The sequence below is a fragment of the Arthrobacter sp. 1088 genome, from assembly GCF_031455315.1.
GTDB lineage: Bacteria > Actinomycetota > Actinomycetes > Actinomycetales > Micrococcaceae > Arthrobacter.
The window spans coordinates 1-20,154 of sequence record NZ_JAVDSM010000001.1 but is presented as its reverse complement, the minus strand read 5'-3'; the positions used below and the strand labels follow the sequence as shown (position 1 = coordinate 20,154).

Sequence of the window (20,154 nt, the reverse complement as noted above, 5' to 3'; positions counted from 1 at the left end):
GATTACTGCTTCTCCCTCTTCAGGTATGCAACAAGGCCTTTGCCATCGGGTCCACCGACGACCTGGACAAGCTCCCAGCCGTCCTCGCCCCATTGGTCCAGAATCTGCTTCGTGGCGTGAATAATGAGCGGAATCGTGGCGTACTCCCATTTGGTCATGACAGAAAGCCTAGCCCTTGCCGGTAAAGTGGAAAACATGGTGACTCGCAAGAACCCCATATTCGACACTGCCACCACCCTCGGAAAGATTCTAGGTTTCCTTGGCGTGAGCGCGATTTGTGGCGTCCTGGTGGCGGGCCTGTTGGTCCCCGCAGCCGCCGTTTCGGGCAGTGCCGCAAGTGGTTCCATCCAGTTCTTTGACACTCTGCCGGCGGAGCTGCAGGTGGATCCGCCCAGCCAGAACACGACGATTCTGGCGAAGGACGGTACGCCGATCGCCTCCATCTACGCGGAGAACCGTACCAAGGTTCCGCTGGACCAAATGAGCCCGTTCATCAAGGACGCTGTCATCGCCATCGAGGACAGCCGTTTTTATGAGCACGGCGGCATCGATACCACCGGCATCATGCGAGCCATCGTGAGCACCGCCCGCGGCAACAAGCAGGGCGCGTCCACCATTACGCAGCAATACGTTAACAACGTCATCAATGAGTCGCTGGTGGCCTCCGGCAAGGACGAAGACGTCAAGCTGAACGGCCTGAACAAGGGCGTCGGCGATAAGCTCCGCGAGATGAAGCTGGCCATCGCCCTGGAGAAGAAGTTCTCCAAGGAGCAGATCCTTGAGGGCTACCTCAACATCGTCTTCTTCAACCGTGACGCGTATGGCATTGAAGCTGCCTCCAAGTTCTTCTTCAGCACAACTGCGAAGGACCTGACACTTCCGCAGGCAGCCTTGCTCGCTGGTTTGGTGAACAGCCCGTCCGCCTTCGATCCGATCACCAACCCGGATAACTCCAAGAAGCGACGCGACCTTGTGCTGGCTGCCATGGTGAACCAGGGCAAAATCTCCCAGGCTGAGTACGACGAAGCGGTAGCCACCCCTGTCACCACCAAGGTCACTCCCGCACGCCAGGGTTGCGCGTACGCCACCATGGCTCCGTATTTCTGCGACTACGTGCTCCACTTGCTTTTGAACAACCCGGCGTACGGCGAGACCTCGGACGAGCGCGAAAAGCGGGTGATGCGCGGCGGCCTGACCATCCGGACCACCCTTGATCCCACTGCGCAGACCGTTGCCCAGCAGCAGGTTGATGGGACAGCCGGCGCCAACCCGGACAAGTGGGGTGCCTCGATCGTCTCGGTCCAACCGGGTACCGGCCAGATCGTCAGCATGGCCCAGAACACTGTCTGGCTCCCCCAAGAGGGCAAGTTCGATCAGACCCAGAACTTCAATGTGGACGTCCTCGATGCCGAGGGCAACGACCTCAATGGCATCGGCGGTTTCCAGCCCGGTTCTACGATGAAGCCGTTTACGTTCGCTGAATGGCTGAACGAGGGCAAGTCGATGAATACGACGATTAATGCTTCGGTTCGCAGGTACCCCCAGAACTTCCGGTGGCGGAATACCTGTCCTGCACCCACCGTTGGCTGGTACGACGCCACCAACGGCACATTCGACCTGCAGAACTCGGATGAGGGTTACTACAGAAACATGACGGTCCTCTACGGCCTCATGAACTCGATTAACACCGCCACCTTTGCTTCGGCTTCCCAGCTGGACCTGTGTGGCATCCAGGGCATTGTCGATGCCACGGGCATCCACGGCGGCCTGCCTGCAAGGGATGACACCGGTAAGATCACGGATCCCAACCCCAAGGTGCCCATGACCACTCTGGGTAACCTCATTGGTTCCACCCAGACTGCACCTCTCACCATGGCAACGGCGTTCGCCACGTTCGCTGCCGATGGCAAGTACTGTGCGCCAATCGCGATTACTTCGGTGAAGGACCAGTCCGGCGCCGATCTCCCGGCGCAATCCTCCAACTGCAAGGATGCCGTCAAACCTGAAGTTGCCCGGGGCGTGGCGTATGCCATGGGCAAGGTTCTGGACGAAGGCTCGGGATCCCTGATCAGGCCCGCCCTCAACTCGAGGAACTTCCCCGTAGCCGCCAAGACCGGTACCAACGACACCAACGGTTCCACGTGGGTTGTCGGCTACACTACCGGGTTGGCAACGGCTTCCTGGTTCGGTGACCCTTTGGGTGACCAGAAGCGACCGGGCCGGAACCTGACCGTCAACGGCAAGTTCTACCAGTCGATCGACGGTTACATGATTGCTGGTCCGCAGTTCACCAACTACATGCTGGCCGTTGCCCCTGCATATGGCACCAACCCGTTCCAGGCGCCCCCGTCCAACCTCCTCGGAGGCCCCGCTCCACAGCGCAGTACCGCCCCGGCACCTACGCAAAACAATCCCGCCCCGCCGGCACCCCCTACCAACACTGGCGGCAATAGCGGCAATGGCGGCAACGGCAACGGCCCTGGCAAGGACTAACCGTGCAGTTCCCTGATTCCCTGGCAAACCGCGTCCGCACTATCGGGCGCGGTTTCGCCGTCACCACTGCCCTCGGTGCCACTGCCGGCGCGGCAGCTGCTGCCTACGGTTGGTGGGAAAAGGACCAGTTCGGGGTCCGTCATGAGACTCTCCCCATCCTCCCCGAAGGGTCGGAACCGTTCCGCGTACTGCACCTGAGCGATATCCATTTCGTTCCCGGACAGGACAAGAAAACCCAGTGGCTGCAGTCTTTGGTGGATTTGAAGCCCGATCTTGTAGTCAACACCGGAGACAACCTCAGCCACGAACAGGCCGTCGATCCACTGATCAGCGCGCTCCGGCCTCTCATGGAATTTCCCGGCGTCTTCGTCCCGGGCTCCAACGACTACTACGCACCCAGGATCAAGAACCCTGCGGGCTACTTCCGCGGACCGTCGAAGCTCAGGACCGATCCCATCAAGCTCGACTGGCCCAGATTGCGGTCTGCTTTCGGCATGGGAGGCTGGATCGACCTCACCAACCGTGCGCAGTCGGTGGTGTTGAACGGCCTGCGTTTCGATTTCTCGGGCGTAGACGATCCCCACTTGAAGCGCGAACGCTATGCCGGTTGGCCCCGCGGCACCGTGAACCAGGATGCCCGCCCTCATTTGAGGGTCGCCGTCATCCATGCGCCGTACCAGCGCGTCCTGGACCACTTCACCGAAGCCGAGGCAGACCTGATCCTCGCCGGACATACTCACGGTGGCCAGATCTGCATCCCGGGTTACGGCGCTCTCGTCTCCAACTGCGACCTGCCGACATGGCGGGCCAAGGGCCTCCACGACTGGGAAAGCGACGGGTTCACGACGCCGGTGAACGTCTCAGGCGGCATTGGCACCTCGCGCTACGCCCCGGTCCGGATCGCGTGCCGCCCGGAAGCGGTCCTGCTGACACTCACGGCCCGCAGCTAATCGCCGCGCGCAGCTAAAACGCCGCGCGCATCTCAACGCATGGACCATTACGAATCCCAATAACTGGGGAACTTTCCACATAGCAAAGTGTGGTCCTGTGAAACGAATCACGGCATGGCATAGGGTAGTTGCTACGGGAAACTACCTCCGCACCATCTGAAGATCCAGCTGTTGAGAAGCGGGCATGTCCAAACAAACGTCATTCTTCACATCCGTCGGCCGCCTTTACCCTCATGTGCGGCCCATCCTCCCCCGGCTTTTTATGGGCCTCCTCTGCGCACTGCTCGCCAGCATCGTCGCGCTGACGATTCCCCAGGTGCTGCGTGTATTGGTCAACACGTCGCTTCAACCCGGCGGTGACCCAGGCGCTGTCTGGATTGCCGCCGTCGTGATTCTTGCGCTTGGTGTGGCCGAAGCCGGACTGGTGGCCTTGCGCAGGCAGTTCGTGATCAACCCGGCCACGACGGTTGAGACGAGGATGCGAGTATCGCTGTACGGTCACCTCCAGCAGCTCACAGTGTCTTTCCATGATCGCTGGGGCTCCGGCCAGTTGCTGTCCCGCGCCATGACGGACTTGAGTTTTCTGCGCCGCTGGATGGCGTTCGGCGCGATCATGCTGGTGGTCACCACGTTGACAGTGATTATTGGCGTCGGAGTCATGTTCTCCATGAGTTGGCAACTGGCGTTGATCTTCCTCGGCGCGGCTGTGCCGATCATGGTCAATTCGTTCCGCTTCCGCCGTCGCTTCAGCCGGGTCACACGCCTCAGCCAGGATCAGGCGGGCGATCTTGCTACCACCGTGGAAGAGTCCGTCCACGGCATCCGCGTCCTGAAGGCTTTCGGCCGCAGCCGCGAAGCGCTGGAGAATTTCAACGGCCAGGCAGAAGAGCTGCGGCAGACGGAGATTGCCAAGGCGAAGCAGCAAGCCGGCTTCACGCTGGTGGTCACGTTGCTGCCTGAGTTGGCACTGGGCGTCGGACTGGTGGTGGGCATCATGCTCGCAGCAAGCGGACAGTTGAGTATCGGCTCGCTGGTTGCGTTCTTCGCCACCGCCGCCGTGGTGGCCACTCCCGTGGAATTTTCCGGCATGCTCCTGGCCATGGCACTGACTGCCAAGACTGCACTGGACCGCCACTTCGAAGTCATGGATACCGAGAACACCATCACTTCGCCGGATCATGCCGAGGTGCCGGCAACGGTGAGGGGAGCCTTGCGCTTTGAGCACGCGGGCTTCGGATTCGACGACGGCGGGATGCTCCTGCACGACATCACCCTGGACATTCGTCCGGGCGAAACCATGGCACTGGTGGGCATCACCGGCAGTGGCAAGAGCGCCCTGCTGCAACTGGTCCCCCGCCTGTACGACGTCAAGGAAGGCTCCGTGACGATTGACGGCGTGGACGTCCGCGACTACGACATCGAGGAACTCCGGCGGATCGTGGCGGTGGCTTTCGAGGACACCACATTGTTCTCAAGCTCGGTACGGGACAACGTCCTGCTCGGCGCCGCTGAGCCCAGCGAGGCCGCCCTTGACGAAGCTTTGGACGTCGCGCAAGCCCACTTCGCGTACTCTTTGCCGGACGGTGTCGACACCCTGATTGGTGAGGAAGGATTGAGCCTTTCAGGTGGCCAGCGGCAGCGCATTGCCCTCGCCAGGGCCATCGCTGCGAAGCCAAAAGTCCTGGTCCTGGACGATCCTCTTTCGGCCTTGGACGTCAACACTGAGGAACGCGTGGAAGCAAGGCTGCGCGAGGTACTTCACGAGACAACCACGCTGATCGTCGCACACCGGCCTTCGACCGTGGCATTGGCGGACCGCGTGGCATTGCTTGAGAACGGAACCATCACCGCAGTCGGAACCCACACGGAACTGTTGGCCGAAAACGCCCACTACCGCTACGTCATCGCAAGCCTGGATACCGGTCCGAGAGACCTGGACAGCGAACTGGACGAGCTCGAAGACGCCGAGGAGGCCCGCCGGTGAGCGCCACAACCTTTGGAACCGCCAACGAGGACAATACGCTCCTGAGCAAAGCAGACAGCAAAGCAGTACGACGCCGGTCACTCGCCTTGCTGGGCTCGCTGATCCGCCCGGTGCGGTTGCGTTTCTGGATGACGATCGTGATGGTGGTGGTTTCGCAGCTCACCCGCGTTGCGGGGCCGGCCCTGATCGCCTTTGGGATCGACACCGCCTTGCCCGCGTTGCAAGCCGGTGACAATGGACCGTTGGTGCTCGCCGGTGCTTTGTACCTGGCTGCGGCCGTCGCCACTGCTGCTATGACCGCCCTCTACGTAACGTCCACAGCCCAATTAAGCCAGGCCATGCTGCTGGACCTCCGGGTCCGCGTCTTCAGGCATACCCAGCGGTTGAGCCTTGAATTCCATGAGAAGTACACGTCCGGCCGCATCATCGCCCGTCAAACCTCGGACCTCGAAGCGCTGCGGGAATTGCTGGACTCCGGCGTAAGCTCCCTCGCGTCGGGCATGCTGTTCATGCTTTTCACGGCCTTCACGGTATTTGCCTTGGACTGGCGCAGTGGATTGATCATGCTTGCGGCGGGTGTGCCCATGTTCTTCCTCGCGCGCTGGTACCAAAAGCATTCGCAGATTGCTTTCCGGGAATCCCGCGTGGTTTCGGCCCGGTTGATCGTGCACTTCGTGGAAACCATGACCGGTATCCGTGCCGTGAAGGCCTTCCGCAAGGAGCGTGAGAACGCTGACCGCTATGGTGCGTTGGCTGAGGACTACCGCAAGAACACCGTGCGCTCCATCAACCTGAACGGCATCTTCCAGCCGGGACTGGTTCTGATCGGCAACGTGTGTGTGGCTGCAGTCCTGTTGTTCGGCGGGTTCAGGGTGCTCAGCGGAGACCTCGCCGTGGGCGTCCTCCTGGCCCTCATCCTGTCCACCAAGCGCTTCTTCCAGCCGGTGGACCAGATGGCCATGTTCTACAACTCCTTCCAGAGCGCACAGGCGGCATTGGAAAAAGTATCCGGGCTCCTGGAGGAAGTGCCTACCGTCCGGCCTCCGAAGAACCCTGTGCCGCTGAACAGTTCACGCGGAGAGATCGACTTCAAGGGTGTGCAGTTCGGGTACAGCGATGGCAAGGTGGTTGTGCCCAAACTGGACCTCCACATTCCGGCTGGCCAAACCGTTGCCCTGGTCGGGCAGACAGGCGCGGGTAAGTCCACCTTGGCCAAACTCGTTGCGCGCTTCTACGACGTCACGTCCGGCGCCATCACTTTGGACGGAGTTGACCTTCGCGACCTCGCTACCACCGACCTACGCCGCGCAGTGGTCATGGTGACCCAGGAAGCCTTCCTCTTCAGTGGCTCCGTGGCGGAGAACATCGCATTGGGACGACCTGAAGCTTCCCGAGCCGAAATAGAGGCTGCCGCTAAAGCAGTGGGCGCCCATGAATTCATCCTGAGCTTGCCCGAAGGATATGACACGGATGTCAATAAGCGCGGTGGGCGGGTCTCATCGGGGCAGCGCCAACTTATCGGCTTCGCCAGGGCTTTCCTCGCCGCGCCGGCCGTCCTGATTCTCGACGAAGCAACGTCGTCGCTGGATATTCCTTCGGAGCGGATGGTCCAGGCAGGGCTTGCGCATCTTCTGGAGGGTGTCGCCGGTCAGAATGCTGCCCGCACTGCCATCATCATCGCCCACCGTCTCTCCACTGTGGAGACAGCAGACAGGGTGCTGGTGGTCCACGACGGCCGGATTGTCGAGGATGGAACACCGGCCGAGCTGATCACAGGTGGCGGCCGGTTTGCGCGGCTTCATGGTGCATGGAGGGACTCGCTCGTGTGAGGAGCGACACCGCCTTCTCGATTTCGCATCCCGCAGCGATTCAGCTATCCTTGAACAGTTGCTTTCGCAGCGGAACGGGATGTAGCGCAGCTTGGTAGCGCGCTTCGTTCGGGACGAAGAGGTCGCAGGTTCAAATCCTGTCATCCCGACCAAATACGAAAATGGCGTCGAGAAATCGGCGCCATTTTTGTTTGCCCGGATCCGCCGGATCGCCCGGAGCCGCCACCCACGACGCGCTTCCACCACGTCGCGCATCTTCACCCGCGCCACGCGTCCCCGACGGCGACTCCCAAATCCGGGTGTCGCCTGCCCGTTGCCGGCTCCTGGACGAATGTGGGTGTCGCCGGAGCACTCCCGGGCAAAAGAAAACCCCGGAGCATCGCTCGTCACGCTCCGGGGTTTTCCTCAGTAGTTACTGATTTACATAGGATCCGGCCAGTTGCCGATGGACGACGTCGTGTACGTCGTGTCACCTGACTTGGTAGGTGCCGTGGTGGTGGACCTCATAGGATCGGGCCAGTTACCAATAGCACTTACCGAGCCGGAATCTGCCGCTGCAGCAGCAGAGACGACTGCGGGAGCCGCAACCGTAAAAGCGAGAGCGCCTGCCAAGGCCACAGAAGCAGCCATTTTCTTGAACATATTGTTCCCCAATGCGAGTCGGATTCGTTACGGAAATTGCACGGTCCCTGTTGACATACATTGTAAAATGTTTTCCACAGAGACTGTCAAGGTTTAGGTCAAAAGACACCTGTAGGAGGGCCCCGTGGGAAACGGATTCGGCGAGAAGCTACGTGCCGAACGGCTCGAACGCGGGTTGACGCAGGCAGAACTGGGCAAAAACCTGTATTCCCCGAGCTACATTTCGCTGCTTGAAACAGGTCGACGCGAGCCGACTGCCGAGGTCATCGAGGAGCTGGCACGCAGGCTTGAGTTGGCGCCCAAGGCGTTGGAAGCCTGGAGCCAGCCCGTTTCGGTGAGCGATGCAGAGTACGTGCTCGCCGGCTTGTATGCCCGGCAAGCATGGGACCTGCGCGACTACCAACTCGCAGCAAGCCACGCAGCCACTGCGGCGCAGATCGCCCTCGAGGCGAAGAACAACAGCGCCTGGTGGAACATGACCTACATGCAGGCCGAATGCGTGATGAAGCAAGGCCAGCTCAAGGAATGCCAACAAATTGTTGAGCACTTGCTGGAACATCCCATGGCCACGGAATCCGCGGGCCTTGGCGTGCGGGCATGGCAGATGCTTGCCGCAGTCTGTCACGGACAGGGTCAGCTGGCCACCGCCGTCGAGCATGCAAAGAAGGCCGTGCAACTGTCCGAACAGCTGCCCAAGGGATCCACGCTGATAATCGGCGCGCACCGCGCACTGATCGGCGCCCTCGCGGAGAGCGGCAAGCTGGATGAAGCATGGCAGTACTGCCTGACCATGATCGAGCACATGGACGAGCACTCCATGTCCCAACTGGCCGGCGAGGTCGCGTGGGTAGTGGGCAACGTTGCTTTCATGCGGCACGACTACGTGGAGGGCATCAAGCACCACGAACGCGCGGCGAAGCTGCTCTCCCCCGCCAACGACATCGAGCTGTGGGCCCGTTTCAACAAGGCATCGGCAGCCGTCAGGTTGTCCTCCGGCATTGTTGAGCCCGAAACCCTGTCCGCGATTGAACGTGCAGAGCTGGCGTTGTCCATTGTCGGGGGAAACAAAACGGATCAGCTTGAAGTAGCCTTCATCCGCGCCCGCTGGCTGTACCTGACGGGCGATATTCCGGCCGCGGTGGACAAGCTTCGCGAGATCTACAAGGACCGCAAGGTGTTGGCCCGCCACACGGCAGGAGAGGTCTCGCTGTTGCTGGGGAAGTCCTTGAAGGCAGCGGGTGAAACCACGGAGGCCCTGCACTACCTGGAAGAGGCCCAGCACGACTTCAGTGCAGCCGGCGCCTCGGACCGGGTCCAGCAAGCCATGGATGCTGTCCTGGAGATCCGCCTGGCGGAACGCCGCGCCGCTGCATCACACCCGGAAGCGCACTCCGAAGCCAGCTAACCCAAGTAAGTAGCAGATAAGGCCGTTTTGAGAGCTCAAAACGGCCTTATCTGCTACCCAGTTGGGGGAAGGTTCAGGCGAACGTGCGCCCGGTGAGTTTCTCGTACGCTTCCACGTAGCGGGCACGGGTGCGCTCCACGACTTCAGCGGGCAAGGCCGGCGGAGGCGTGTCCGAGGACTTGTCCCAGCCGGACTCGGCCGAGGTCAGCCAGTCACGGACATACTGCTTGTCATAGGAGGGCTGCGACTTGCCCGGCGCATAAGTGGCGGCGTCCCAGAAGCGGGAGGAGTCCGGGGTGAGGACTTCATCTCCGAGCGTGATGATGCCTGTGTAAGTGTCGAGGCCGAACTCCACCTTGGTATCGGCGAGGATGATGCCGCGTTCGCGGGCGATCTCCTCGGCGCGGGTGTAGATCTTCAGCGTGAGTTCGCTGAGACGGGCGGCGATGTCGTCCCCGACTATGGCCACGACGTCGTCATAAGTGATGTTGACGTCGTGCTCCCCGACGTCGGCCTTGGCAGATGGCGTAAACAGTGCCTTCTCCAAGCGGGAACCGTCAACAAGCCCCTCGGGAAGCGGGATGTTGCAGACCGTGCGGGAGTGCTTGTACTCCTCCAGCCCGGAACCGGTGAGGTAGCCACGGGCGATGCACTCCACCGGGAACATCTCCAGCTTCTTGCAGATCATGGCCCGGCCCTCAACCTCCGCGGGAACGCCACCCTCTACGGTTGACGCCAGCACGTGGTGCTCAACATCCAACTGATCGAACCACCACAGGCTTAGCTGGGTAAGGATGCGGCCTTTGTCAGGAATTTCACTGCTCAGGACATGGTCGTAAGCACTGATGCGATCGCTGGCAACCACCAGTACGCATTCCTGGCCGACCTTTTCCGTGATGGATTCATCGGTGGGAACGTAGAGGTCACGAACCTTGCCGGAATAGACGTGCGTCCATCCGGGAAGCTGCAGGGTCTCGGTTTTGAAACCGCCCGTGGGGAGCGAATCAGTCATGCTCAGGCCTGTACTTTCGGGATGGTTCCGGTTGCTGCGTAGGGCACCCGGATTTCGCCGCGGGCGGCTTTGCCTCCGATATCCGTGCGGAACTGTGAGCCTTCCAGCTGAACCAACTCCACGCCGTCGTACGCTTTTTCGCGGGCCTCCACCAGATCGGAACCGAGCGCGACCACGGCGAGGACGCGGCCGCCGGCCGAAACCACTTTGCCTTCCTCATCCAGCTTGGTGCCGGCGTGGACAACGTGGACGCCTTCGAGCTCATCCACCTTCTTCAGGCCACGGATGCGATCGCCCGTGCGGGGAGTATCAGGATAGTTTTCGGCGGCCACGACGACGGCGACTGCTGTGTCCTTGGACCAGCGCAGCTCCTCTGCGGTGTCCAGTTCGCCCTTGGCAGCTGCCAGAAGCAGCGCACCGAGCGGAGTCTTGAGCCGGGCGAGCACTGCCTGCGTCTCGGGGTCTCCGAAGCGAACGTTGAACTCGATGACGCGGGTGCCGCGCGAAGTGAGTGCAAGGCCGCAGTAGAGCACACCGATGAAGGGTGTGCCTCGGCGCGCCATCTCATCCACAGTGGGCTGGGCGACGCGGTCGATAACTTCCTGGACCAGGCCTTCGGGAGCCCACTCGAGTGGCGTGTAGGCACCCATGCCGCCGGTGTTCGGGCCTTCGTCGTTATCGAAGATGCGCTTGAAGTCCTGCGCCGGAGACAGGGGAACGGTAGTGCGGCCGTCGCAGAGGACGAACAGGGAAACTTCGGGGCCGTCGAGGAACTCTTCGATGACAACTGTTCCACCGGCGTCGAAGCAGGCCTGGGCGTGCGCGAGTGCTTCCTCGCGGTCGTTGGTGACCACAACGCCCTTGCCTGCGGCGAGGCCGTCGTCCTTGACAACGTGCGGAGCCCCGAACGTAGCCAGGGCATCGGCGGCTTCCTCTGCATTGGTGGCAACGCGGGCCATGGCCGTGGGAACGCCGGCTTCAGCCATGATCTGCTTGGCGAAGGCCTTGGACGCTTCGAGCTGGGCTGCTTCCTTGCTGGGTCCGAAGACCGGAATCCCGGCGGCACGGACGGCGTCGGACACACCGGCGGCCAGGGGAGCCTCCGGACCGACGACAACCAGGTCCACGGCCAGCTTGGTGGCGAGCGCGGTCACCGCTTCCGGGCTGTTCCCGTCAATTGCGTGCGTGGGAACGAGTTTGCTGATGCCCGCGTTGCCCGGAGCCGCGTGGACCTCGGAAACGTTGGGATCTTCAAGCAGAGAGCGGACAATGGCGTGTTCGCGGCCGCCTGGGCCAATGACGAGTACCTTCACAGTCTTCAAGGGTACTTTGTGTAGGGCGCGGGGCCTAAGCTGTGTCGTCTCCCGGCAACGGATGACCGGATCCGGGACCGCGCCCGGACCTCGCATGTGACCGGGGAACACAGTGCTCGCGCCCTAGACTTGGCTCATGCCCATGAGTTCGCATGAAACGTTCAACGTTGAGTCCGCCGTCGAACTGGCAGTCATCGAACGCAGTGGCTTTATAGAGTCCCGGCACATCGGTGCTGCCGTTGTCCTTGCCGGCGACGGAAGCGTGGTAACCCGGCTGGGTGACATCGATGCTCCCATCCTGGCCCGCTCCACCCTGAAACCATTCCAAACCCTCGCTGCCATGCAGTCCGGCGTCCCGCTCAGGGGCGCGCAGGTGGCTGTCGCCTGCGGAAGCCACACCGGTTCACTGGACCACATGGACGTGGTGGAGGGAATGCTCAAAGCCGCAGGCGTCCGCGAGGATCAGCTTCAGTGCCCCACGGCCTGGCCGCAGGACGAAACCGCCCGCAATTGGCTGGTCCGTTCAGAGCGCGGCCAGACCAGGCTTGCCTTCAATTGTTCCGGGAAGCACGCGGCTTTCCTCTGGGCCTGTACGGAAAACGGCTGGGACCTTCGCAGTTACCTTGAGCCGAATCATCCGTTGCAGCAGCGTGTGCGGTCCGTCATCGAGGAATACAGCGGCGAAACGATCTCGCACTTGGGCATCGATGGCTGCGGTGCACCCGTTGCGGCGATCTCGCTCACCGGACTGGCGCGGGCGTATTCGCGGTTGGCGAAGTCACCGGGCGATTCTTCCTCGAACGCACGCGCCGCCACCATCGCCACCTCCATGCTGGACTACCCGTGGGCGGTCCAGGGCAAGGGCGAATCAAACACGATCGTCATGGAAGAGCTGGACATCCTGGCCAAGATCGGCGCCGAAGGCATCCTGGTCCTCGCCACGTCCACCGGCGCAACCGTGGCGGTCAAGATGCTGGACGGCAACCTCCGCGCTACTTCCTTGGTGGGCTTGACACTTCTTGCCGTGAGTGGCGCGGTGGACATTCCCGCGGTTTCCAACGTCCTGGAACGCGTCGTGGAACCCGTGCTGGGCGGCGGACGTCCGGTGGGCAAGATCCGCCTGGGCCACGCCGTATCCGCGATGCTCGACTGAGTCACCTATTTAATAAGGAAAGAATCCATGGCAGTTGCACGACGCCGTATTGACGTCGACGAGGGCCGCGCTGCGCTGGCAGCCTGGCAATCCGCCGTCGGACACTCGGGTGAAGACGCGACCCCGCCGTCGCGCTCTTTGATTGCGACGGCGGTCCGCTACTCACTTGAGGAAGTCACCGCCCGCGCGCCCGGCAATTCGGTGGAGGTCCGCGTTCCCCCGTTCGGCGTCACGCAGTGCGTGGAGGGGCCCCGCCACACCCGCGGCACTCCCCCGAACGTCATAGAGTGCGACGCCGCCACCTGGCTTGAGTTGGTTACCGGCCGGATCTCGTGGGGAGACGCCGTTTCGGCTGGCCGCGTTGCCGCGTCCGGACTGCGCGCGGACCTCTCGGAACTGCTTCCCCTCTGACGGGTCTTGTGTACGGCCAATGCCCTCAAGACCGTGTCTTAAGGGCATTGGCCGTACACAAACCATGGAGTTAGTCGGGGCAAACCGGGGTGGTTGGTTGGCCTGGCTTGCTCATCTCGAATTGCGGGATTTCGTCCGCTGTGGGACCTCCACGGAATTTCGGTGAGGGGTGGTGGCCCTCGCTGAGGCGCTCAAGCTCCTGCTCCTCGAACACTTCCTCCTGGCCCAGCATGATGGCTGAATCCTCGTTGGTAATCTCGCCGTTGAAGGCACGGACCATGACGCTGCGGTCGAACTGGCCTTCCCACTTGGCTACAACGAAGGTGGCTACGCAGTTGCCCAGCAGGTTGACGACGACGCGCATGGAGTCCATGAGGCGGTCGGCTCCGAGGAGGAGTGCTACGCCGGCAACCGGGAAGATGCCAAGGGCGGCAGCCGTGGCCGAGAGGGCCAGGAACGATGAGCCCGGGACGCCCGCCATGCCTTTGGAGGTCAAGAGCAGCACACCCAGCGCAGCCAGCTGCTGACCGAGGTCCAGTTGATGGCCGAACGCCTGGGCCAGGAACAGCAGGGAGATGGAAAGGTAGATCGCTGCGCCGTCAAGGTTGAAGGAGTAGCCGGTGGGAACCACCAGGCCGGTGGTTGCCCGGGAGCAGCCGGCGTTGGTCAACTTGGTCATGATGCGCGGCATGACCGCTTCAGTGGAGGCCGTGCCGAGTGCAAGCAGGAATTCCTCGCGGGTGTATTTCAGGAAGTGCCACAGCGGAACACGGGCGAAGCCCCAGGCCACCAGGAACAGCAGGCCGATAAAGACGATCGCGGCTCCGTAGCAGGATGCGATCAGCAGCGCATACGTGCCGAGAGTGCCAAGCCCGTACTGGCCGATGATGAAGGCCATGGCGCCGAAGGCACCGATCGGAGCGACCTTCATGATCCAGGACATGATCTTGAAGATCAGCTCCAGGACGGTCTCCATGAGGCTGATCACGGGCAGGCAGCGCTGGCGGCCAATGACCACGATCGCGGCGCCGAAGAAGACGGAGAAGAAAAGCACCTGGAGCAGGCTGTTGTTGGCGAAGGCGCCGATCACACTGGTGGGGATGACGTCCAGCAGGAAGGCAGCGGCGTCCTTGGGAACGGCGTGGCCGGTCTTTGCGTCCACGGCTTCCTGGGAAAGCGTGGAGGGATCGATGTTCAGGCCGGCGCCGGGCTGAACGATGTTGCCCACGATGAGTCCGAAGACCAGGGCGAAGAGGGTGGCGCAGGTGAAGTAGAGGAGTGCTTTGACCCCGACCCTTCCGACCGCCTTGACGTCGCCGACTGCGGAGATGCCCGTGACGATCACGAGGAAAATCAGCGGGGCGATGATCATCTTGATGAGTTGAATGAATCCATCACCCAGCGGCCGGAGGGTGGACCCGAGGTTCGGCCAGAAATGACCGATGAGCACACCTGCGACGACGGCGATCAGGATTTGAAAAAAGAGCGACTTGTACAGTGGCTTCTTCTTCAGCGGGGCCGAACTCGCCTTCAGCGCCGCAGAGTCTGGGATCTTCATTGATCTGAACCAATCAGTTGGGAACAGCCCCACACTTGGGGGTTGTTTTCAAATGTAAGCCTGCTCACATCATTCCGCAAGGGGAAATTGAATTTCCATATTGCGGAAAGTCACAATTGGTTGCCAAGCCGCGGCGTCGTGGCTTCCTGACCTCTATTGACAAGGAAAAACCCACGGCACGCCCCGGGAAATGGGCGTGCCGTGGGCACGGTTGAAGCAAAAGGGTCAGGACAACACACTCAGGCCTGGCGTGGACTATCCGCGGCCTATGAACGGCATGCCAGCGGCCGTTACCACGAGGGAACCAACGTTTGCCGATGCTGGCATATTTGCCATCATCAGCACAGCACGGGCAGCTTCCGCCACGGGAAACATCGGCTCCACGCGCCGGCTGCCATCGGCTTGCAACGCACCTGAGCCAACGCCGATGGTGTCCATGATTTCGGTTCGGGTATTTCCAATATCGATCTGCCCGCACGTGATGCCAAAGTCCCGGCCATCCAGCTCAATGCTCTTGGTCAGGCCCGTCATCGCATGCTTCGTCACCGTGTACGCAACCGACCTGGGCCTGGGTGAATGCGCAGAAATGGAGCCGTTGTTAATGATGCGGCCACCCTGCGGCTCCTGGGCCTTCATGGTCCTCACGGCCTCGGCGGCACACAGCATGGAACCCGTGACATTGACGCGCAGGGTGGCCTCCCACCCGTCGACGTCGATCTCGCCAACATCGCCGGCTGGCCCGAAGATGCCTGCATTGTTGAACAGCACGTCAACACGGCCCCAGCGCTGGCGAACCTCAGCGAAAAGGCGGGCGACGGCGTCGGGCTCTGTCACATCGCACGCCACCACCAGGGCGTCCGGATGGTTGTCCGCGGTTTCCAGCAGCTGCGCTTCGCGACGCCCCGCCAACGCCACGCGGTAACCCTCCGCAAGCATGAGCCGCGCAACGGCCCTCCCAATGCCGGAACCGGCACCGGTCACGACGGCGACCCTCGGGTCTGCGGGCGGGCGTGGGTCAGTCATGTGGTGGCCTTTCGGGGAATCGCCTTCAACACAGCTGCTGCAAGCAGCGTCAGTGCGCTGCTTCTACGGGCTGGGCCGCAGGGGGCTGCTCTGCGATGGTTCGGGCTGCTGTTATCGGCCAGCCTATGACAGTCTTCGGACGCGGCGTGGCATAGGTGCGGACTTTGGAGGTGGTGAGGCCGAGCCTGACCAAGGACTCAGCGATGGTGACGGCGGCCGCCACTCCATCAACAACGGGCACGCCGGTCCGCTGCCGGACCTGCTCGTCGAGGCCGGCCATGCCGCCGCAGCCCAGGACAATCACCTCGGCCTTGTCCTGGAGGACAGCTTGCTCGGCCTGGCCAACAATCGCTTCGACCGCGCGGTCCGGATGTTCCTCAAGTTCCAATACAGCCATACCGCTGGCGCGGACGGAAGCGCATCGTGCCTCCAGCCCGGCAAGCTTGAGGCGGTCCTCAATCAAGGGGACGGCACGGTCCAACGTGGTAACCACGGAGTACTTGTGGCCAAGGAACATCGCAGTGCTGGCAGCGGCCTCGGTGATATCCACCACCGGGACATCGAGGAGCTCCTGCAACCCCTCGCGGCCGTGCTCGCCGTAGCCTGCCTGGATAACGGCGTCGAAGGGTTCGGGATAGTTGACCACTGCATCCATGACGGCGATCGCGGCAAGGTAGCTCTCGAAGTTGCCCTCGCAGGAGTCGGCGCCAAAGCGCGGAGTGATGCCAACGATCTCAGTGCCGGGGGCCGCAACAGCCCTGGCCTGGGCGGCGATGGAATCGGTCATGGACTGCGTAGTGTTCACGTTTGCGACAAGGATGCGCATGGTTTCCTCTATATCAGTGGGTGCTGGCGACGGCGATCGGTTCGCCGGAGACGTCGTCGTGGGCCTGCTTCTTGTCAGCCACGGCAAAGTACGTAAGCGCGGCTACACCGGCTCCGATGAACCAGGCGAACGGCGCCGCTGCAGCCAATCCCGGGATGAAGGCGATTGCAATAGCCAGGGCGGCCGCGGGGAGCATGGCAACAATGGCCTTGGGGTTCACGCCCCGCTTGTAGAAGTACGCGCCCTTGGGATCGTCGGTGTAGAGCTCCGGGACGTTGACCTTGCCACGGCGGACGAGCCAGTAGTCAGCCATGACCACTCCGAACAGCGGGCCGAGCAGTGCGCCCAGGCCACCGAGGAAGTAAACGATGACGATCGGGTTGTTGTAGAGGTTCCACGGCAGGATGATGAGGCCGATGATGCCGCTGACCCACGCCGCTTTACGGAAATTCAGGTGCCGCGGGAAGAGGTTGGTCAGTGCATAAACGGGTGCTACGAAGTTTGCCATCAGGTTCACGGCGATGGTCAGGATCAGCAAGGCAAGGCAAGCCAGGACCAGCAGCAGGGTATTGGGGATGCTCTGGACGATGTCCGACGGGCTCTCGATGACTGTGCCATTGATCTTGTACTGTCCACCGGCCATCACCACCACGATTGCACCGAATACCAGCATGTTGATGGGGATGCCCCAGAAGTTGCCCTTAACGATGGACTTCCTGGAAACAGACGACCGGGTGAAATCGCAGAAGTTCAGGACGAACGTTCCATAGATGGAAACCCACAATGCCCCGCCGGCGAAGATGGTGAGCCACATGTCGGCGCCTTCGAGTCCCTTGATGCCGCTCCACTGGATGGCGCCCCCGGCCTCAATGAAGACCCAGACGGCAATCGCAGCCATGGTCACCAGGATGATGGGACCCGCGAAGGCCTCGTATTTCCGGATCATTTCCATGCCGAAGCTGACGATGACCAGCTGGACGATCCAGAGGGCCACGAAGGAGAGCCAGCCCAGCGTTGAAAGGCCAAGGATGGAGTTGCTGTCCAGGTCCTTGAGGCCAGGGGCCATGGCGACGAGCATCACGCGAAGTACCACCGATGCCAGGTAGGTCTGGATACCGAACCAGGCGACAGCCACGGCGCCACGGACCAGGCTGGCGATTTGGGCGCCCCGGATGCCGAAGCTGATCCGGCTCATGACGGGGAAGGGGACGCCGGTCTTCTGGCCCATGAATCCGGAGAAGTTCAAGAGGGCGAAGAGCAGGATAGCCCCGATTCCCAGTGCCACCAGGATCTGCCAGCCGCCCAGTCCGAGTGAGAACAAACCAATGGCGAAGGCATAGTTACCCAGGCTGTGGACATCATTGGCCCAGAGGGTAAAGATGCTGTAGCTGGTCCACTTACGGCCTGCAGCCTTGGTGGGTGCGAGGTCGATGTTGTAAAGACTGGGGCTGATGGTACGGCCTGCGGCTTCGGAAGCAATAGCGCAAAGGTCCGTGTTGCCCACGGCCGGGTGGTTGGGCCCACCTGCTGTTTTGTCTTCCGGAGTCTCAGTGACGCCGACTGATGAAGTCGTCTGCATCGTGGATCTCCACTTCGTACTGTTTCCACAAAGCGGAAACAAGTTATTGAATAGTGAAAGTACTCTATGACCCAGGTCACGTCACGTCAAGGCGTCACAAGTGTATGGAGGGTCACATTTGGTTGAATGACCCGGCCTTTCCCAGTTGACTGTTGCGGTTACGTAATCCGTGTTGACGCTGCCCATCGGCAGACGTAATCTCGAATTGCAGAATTTTATTCTCACAATACGAAATTCCTTGAGCGCCCCCACAGAGCAAGCGCCCAGACATTCAATGAAGAGAGGTTGGACGTGGCTGCAGGAGAAGAGACCTCACACATCCTCAGCGGGTTGACTGCCCAGCTGCCTGATCGTGATCCGGAAGAGACCGCGGAGTGGATTGAGTCCCTTGATGCGTTGATCGCGGAGCAGGGCACGGAGCGTGCCCAGTACATTATGCGTTCGTTGTTGCAGCGTGCCGGTGCCCGGTCGGTGGGTGTGCCGATGGTGACGACCACTGATTATGTGAACACGATCCCGGTGGACCAGGAAGCAGAATTCCCGGGGAACGAGGAGTTCGAGCGCCGGTACCGTGCGTACATGCGGTGGAACGCCGCAGTCATGGTCCATCGTGCGCAGCGGGCCGATATCGGGGTGGGCGGGCATATTTCCACCTATGCCGGCGCGGCGACCCTGTACGAGGTCGGGTTCAACCATTTCTTCCGCGGCAAGGACCACCCCTCGGGCGGGGACCAGGTGTTCTTCCAGGGACACGCGTCCCCGGGCATGTACGCCCGGGCGTTCATGGAAGGCCGGCTCACGGAGGAGGACCTGGACGGTTTCCGCCAGGAAAAGTCCCGGGAGGGCCATGCCCTGTCCTCGTACCCGCACCCGCGGCTGATGCCGGACTTCTGGGAATTCCCGACCGTGTCGATGGGCATCGGGCCGATGAACGCGATCTACCAGGCCCAGTCCAACCGGTACCTGCACAACCGCGGCATCAAGGACACCTCCGACCAGCAGGTCTGGGCGTTCCTGGGCGACGGGGAAATGGACGAGCCCGAATCCCGCGGCCTGCTCCAGCTCGCGGCGAACGAGAACCTGGACAACCTGAACTTCGTGATCAACTGCAACCTCCAGCGCCTGGACGGTCCCGTCCGCGGCAACGGGAAGATCATGCAGGAGTTGGAGGCGTTCTTCCGCGGTGCGGGCTGGAACGTGATCAAGGTCGTCTGGGGCCGGGAATGGGACTCCCTGCTGGAAGCGGACCAGGACGGGGCGTTGGTGAAAATCATGAACGAAACCCCCGATGGTGACTACCAGACCTACAAGGCCGAGTCCGGCGGGTTCGTCCGGGACCACTTCTTCGGCAAGTCCCCGCAGACCAAGGACATGGTCGCTGACCTGACCGATGAGCAGATCTGGGGCCTCAAACGCGGCGGGCACGATTACCGCAAGGTCTACGCCGCGTACAAGGCAGCGACCGAGTTCAAGGGCAAACCCACCGTGATCCTGGCCAAAACCGTCAAGGGCTACGGCCTGGGCCCGCACTTCGAGGGCCGCAACGCGACCCACCAGATGAAGAAGCTGACCATGGAGGACCTGAAGGCCTTCCGTGACCACCTGCGCATCCCCATCAGCGATGACCAGCTCGACGCGGACCTCTACCGGCCCCCGTACTACCACCCCGGCATGGACGCCCCGGAAATCAAATACCTCATGGAACGCCGGGCAGAACTGGGCGGCTTCGTCCCCGAACGCCGCCGCACCCACACCCCCGTGACCCTGCCCGAAGCCAAGTCCTACGAGGTCGCCAAACGCGGCTCCGGCAAACAACAAGCCGCGACCACCATGGCCTTCGTCCGGCTCCTGAAAGACCTCATGCGGGACAAAAACTTCGGGGCCCGGTTCGTGCCCGTCGTCCCGGACGAATCACGCACCTTCGGCATGGACGCGTTCTTCCCGACCGCGAAAATCTACAACCCCAAGGGCCAGAA

Annotated in this window: 16 protein-coding genes and 1 tRNA gene; 9 read left to right on the top strand and 8 right to left on the bottom strand. The window is 61.9% G+C overall.

Annotated features, from left to right (window positions below; genetic code table 11):
- Positions 1-2 precede the first annotated feature (2 nt).
- Positions 3-158, bottom strand: a complete 156-nt coding sequence (locus J2Y41_RS00085) for a DUF4177 domain-containing protein (protein WP_011775990.1) — start codon at positions 156-158, stop codon at positions 3-5.
- Between the two features lie 37 nt (positions 159-195).
- On the opposite strand from J2Y41_RS00085, the gene J2Y41_RS00080 reads away from it, so the two are divergent.
- From J2Y41_RS00080 to J2Y41_RS00060, 5 genes are all read left to right on the top strand, one after another.
- Positions 196-2,493, top strand: a complete 2,298-nt coding sequence (locus J2Y41_RS00080; protein ID WP_309925049.1) for a transglycosylase domain-containing protein — start codon at positions 196-198, stop codon at positions 2,491-2,493.
- Between the two features lie 2 nt (positions 2,494-2,495).
- Positions 2,496-3,443 carry a metallophosphoesterase gene (locus tag J2Y41_RS00075; RefSeq protein WP_309925046.1) on the top strand — a complete coding sequence of 316 codons (948 nt, stop codon included), beginning with the start codon at positions 2,496-2,498 and terminating at the stop codon, positions 3,441-3,443.
- A gap of 184 nt (positions 3,444-3,627) precedes the next feature.
- Positions 3,628-5,427, top strand: coding sequence for an ABC transporter ATP-binding protein (locus tag J2Y41_RS00070; RefSeq protein WP_309925044.1), 1,800 nt, complete (start codon positions 3,628-3,630; stop codon positions 5,425-5,427).
- Positions 5,424-7,256 carry an ABC transporter ATP-binding protein gene (locus J2Y41_RS00065; RefSeq protein ID WP_224165319.1) on the top strand — a complete coding sequence of 611 codons (1,833 nt, stop codon included), beginning with the start codon at positions 5,424-5,426 and terminating at the stop codon, positions 7,254-7,256. The genes J2Y41_RS00070 and J2Y41_RS00065 overlap by 4 nt, the downstream gene beginning before the upstream one ends.
- A gap of 75 nt (positions 7,257-7,331) precedes the next feature.
- Positions 7,332-7,408: transfer RNA gene (locus J2Y41_RS00060), tRNA-Pro, on the top strand.
- A gap of 268 nt (positions 7,409-7,676) precedes the next feature.
- Here J2Y41_RS00060 and J2Y41_RS00055 read toward each other — a convergent pair.
- Entirely contained in the window at positions 7,677-7,898 is a 222-nt protein-coding gene (locus J2Y41_RS00055; protein WP_224088866.1) for a hypothetical protein, read from the bottom strand.
- Between the two features lie 124 nt (positions 7,899-8,022).
- Here J2Y41_RS00055 and J2Y41_RS00050 point away from each other — a divergent pair, with 124 nt between their 5' ends.
- The gene (locus tag J2Y41_RS00050; RefSeq protein WP_224165321.1) at positions 8,023-9,303 is read left to right on the top strand and encodes a helix-turn-helix transcriptional regulator; all 1,281 of its coding nucleotides are present in this window, start codon (positions 8,023-8,025) and stop codon (positions 9,301-9,303) included.
- A gap of 73 nt (positions 9,304-9,376) precedes the next feature.
- On the opposite strand, the gene J2Y41_RS00045 is transcribed toward J2Y41_RS00050, so the two are convergent.
- Positions 9,377-10,315: a phosphoribosylaminoimidazolesuccinocarboxamide synthase gene (locus J2Y41_RS00045; protein WP_309925039.1), complete on the bottom strand. Its 939-nt coding sequence runs from the start codon at positions 10,313-10,315 to the stop codon at positions 9,377-9,379.
- Between the two features lie 2 nt (positions 10,316-10,317).
- Positions 10,318-11,628 (bottom strand): phosphoribosylamine--glycine ligase, encoded by a 1,311-nt coding sequence (purD, locus tag J2Y41_RS00040; RefSeq protein WP_224167573.1) that lies wholly within the window; start codon positions 11,626-11,628, stop codon positions 10,318-10,320.
- 136 nt (positions 11,629-11,764) lie between these two features.
- Between purD and J2Y41_RS00035 the strand changes: the two genes are divergently transcribed.
- Together J2Y41_RS00035 and J2Y41_RS00030 are read left to right on the top strand one after the other, a co-directional pair.
- Positions 11,765-12,781, top strand: coding sequence for an asparaginase (locus J2Y41_RS00035; RefSeq protein WP_309925037.1), 1,017 nt, complete (start codon positions 11,765-11,767; stop codon positions 12,779-12,781).
- A gap of 27 nt (positions 12,782-12,808) precedes the next feature.
- Positions 12,809-13,192, top strand: coding sequence for a sterol carrier family protein (locus tag J2Y41_RS00030; RefSeq protein ID WP_309925035.1), 384 nt, complete (start codon positions 12,809-12,811; stop codon positions 13,190-13,192).
- Positions 13,193-13,262: 70 nt separating this feature from the next.
- Here J2Y41_RS00030 and J2Y41_RS00025 read toward each other — a convergent pair whose 3' ends face one another.
- From J2Y41_RS00025 to J2Y41_RS00010, 4 genes are all read right to left on the bottom strand, one after another.
- Positions 13,263-14,750 carry a cation:dicarboxylate symporter family transporter gene (locus J2Y41_RS00025; protein ID WP_224088871.1) on the bottom strand — a complete coding sequence of 496 codons (1,488 nt, stop codon included), beginning with the start codon at positions 14,748-14,750 and terminating at the stop codon, positions 13,263-13,265.
- Positions 14,751-15,005: 255 nt separating this feature from the next.
- A complete protein-coding gene (locus J2Y41_RS00020; protein WP_309925033.1) occupies positions 15,006-15,773 on the bottom strand; it encodes an SDR family oxidoreductase in 768 nt (255 codons plus the stop codon).
- 49 nt (positions 15,774-15,822) lie between these two features.
- Positions 15,823-16,599, bottom strand: coding sequence for an aspartate/glutamate racemase family protein (locus tag J2Y41_RS00015; RefSeq protein ID WP_309925031.1), 777 nt, complete (start codon positions 16,597-16,599; stop codon positions 15,823-15,825).
- Between the two features lie 13 nt (positions 16,600-16,612).
- Positions 16,613-18,178 (bottom strand): NCS1 family nucleobase:cation symporter-1, encoded by a 1,566-nt coding sequence (locus J2Y41_RS00010; protein ID WP_309925029.1) that lies wholly within the window; start codon positions 18,176-18,178, stop codon positions 16,613-16,615.
- Between the two features lie 291 nt (positions 18,179-18,469).
- Between J2Y41_RS00010 and aceE the strand changes: the two genes are divergently transcribed.
- Positions 18,470-20,154: pyruvate dehydrogenase (acetyl-transferring), homodimeric type (gene aceE / locus J2Y41_RS00005; protein WP_309925027.1), on the top strand; the 1,685-nt coding region annotated here is incomplete at its 3' end.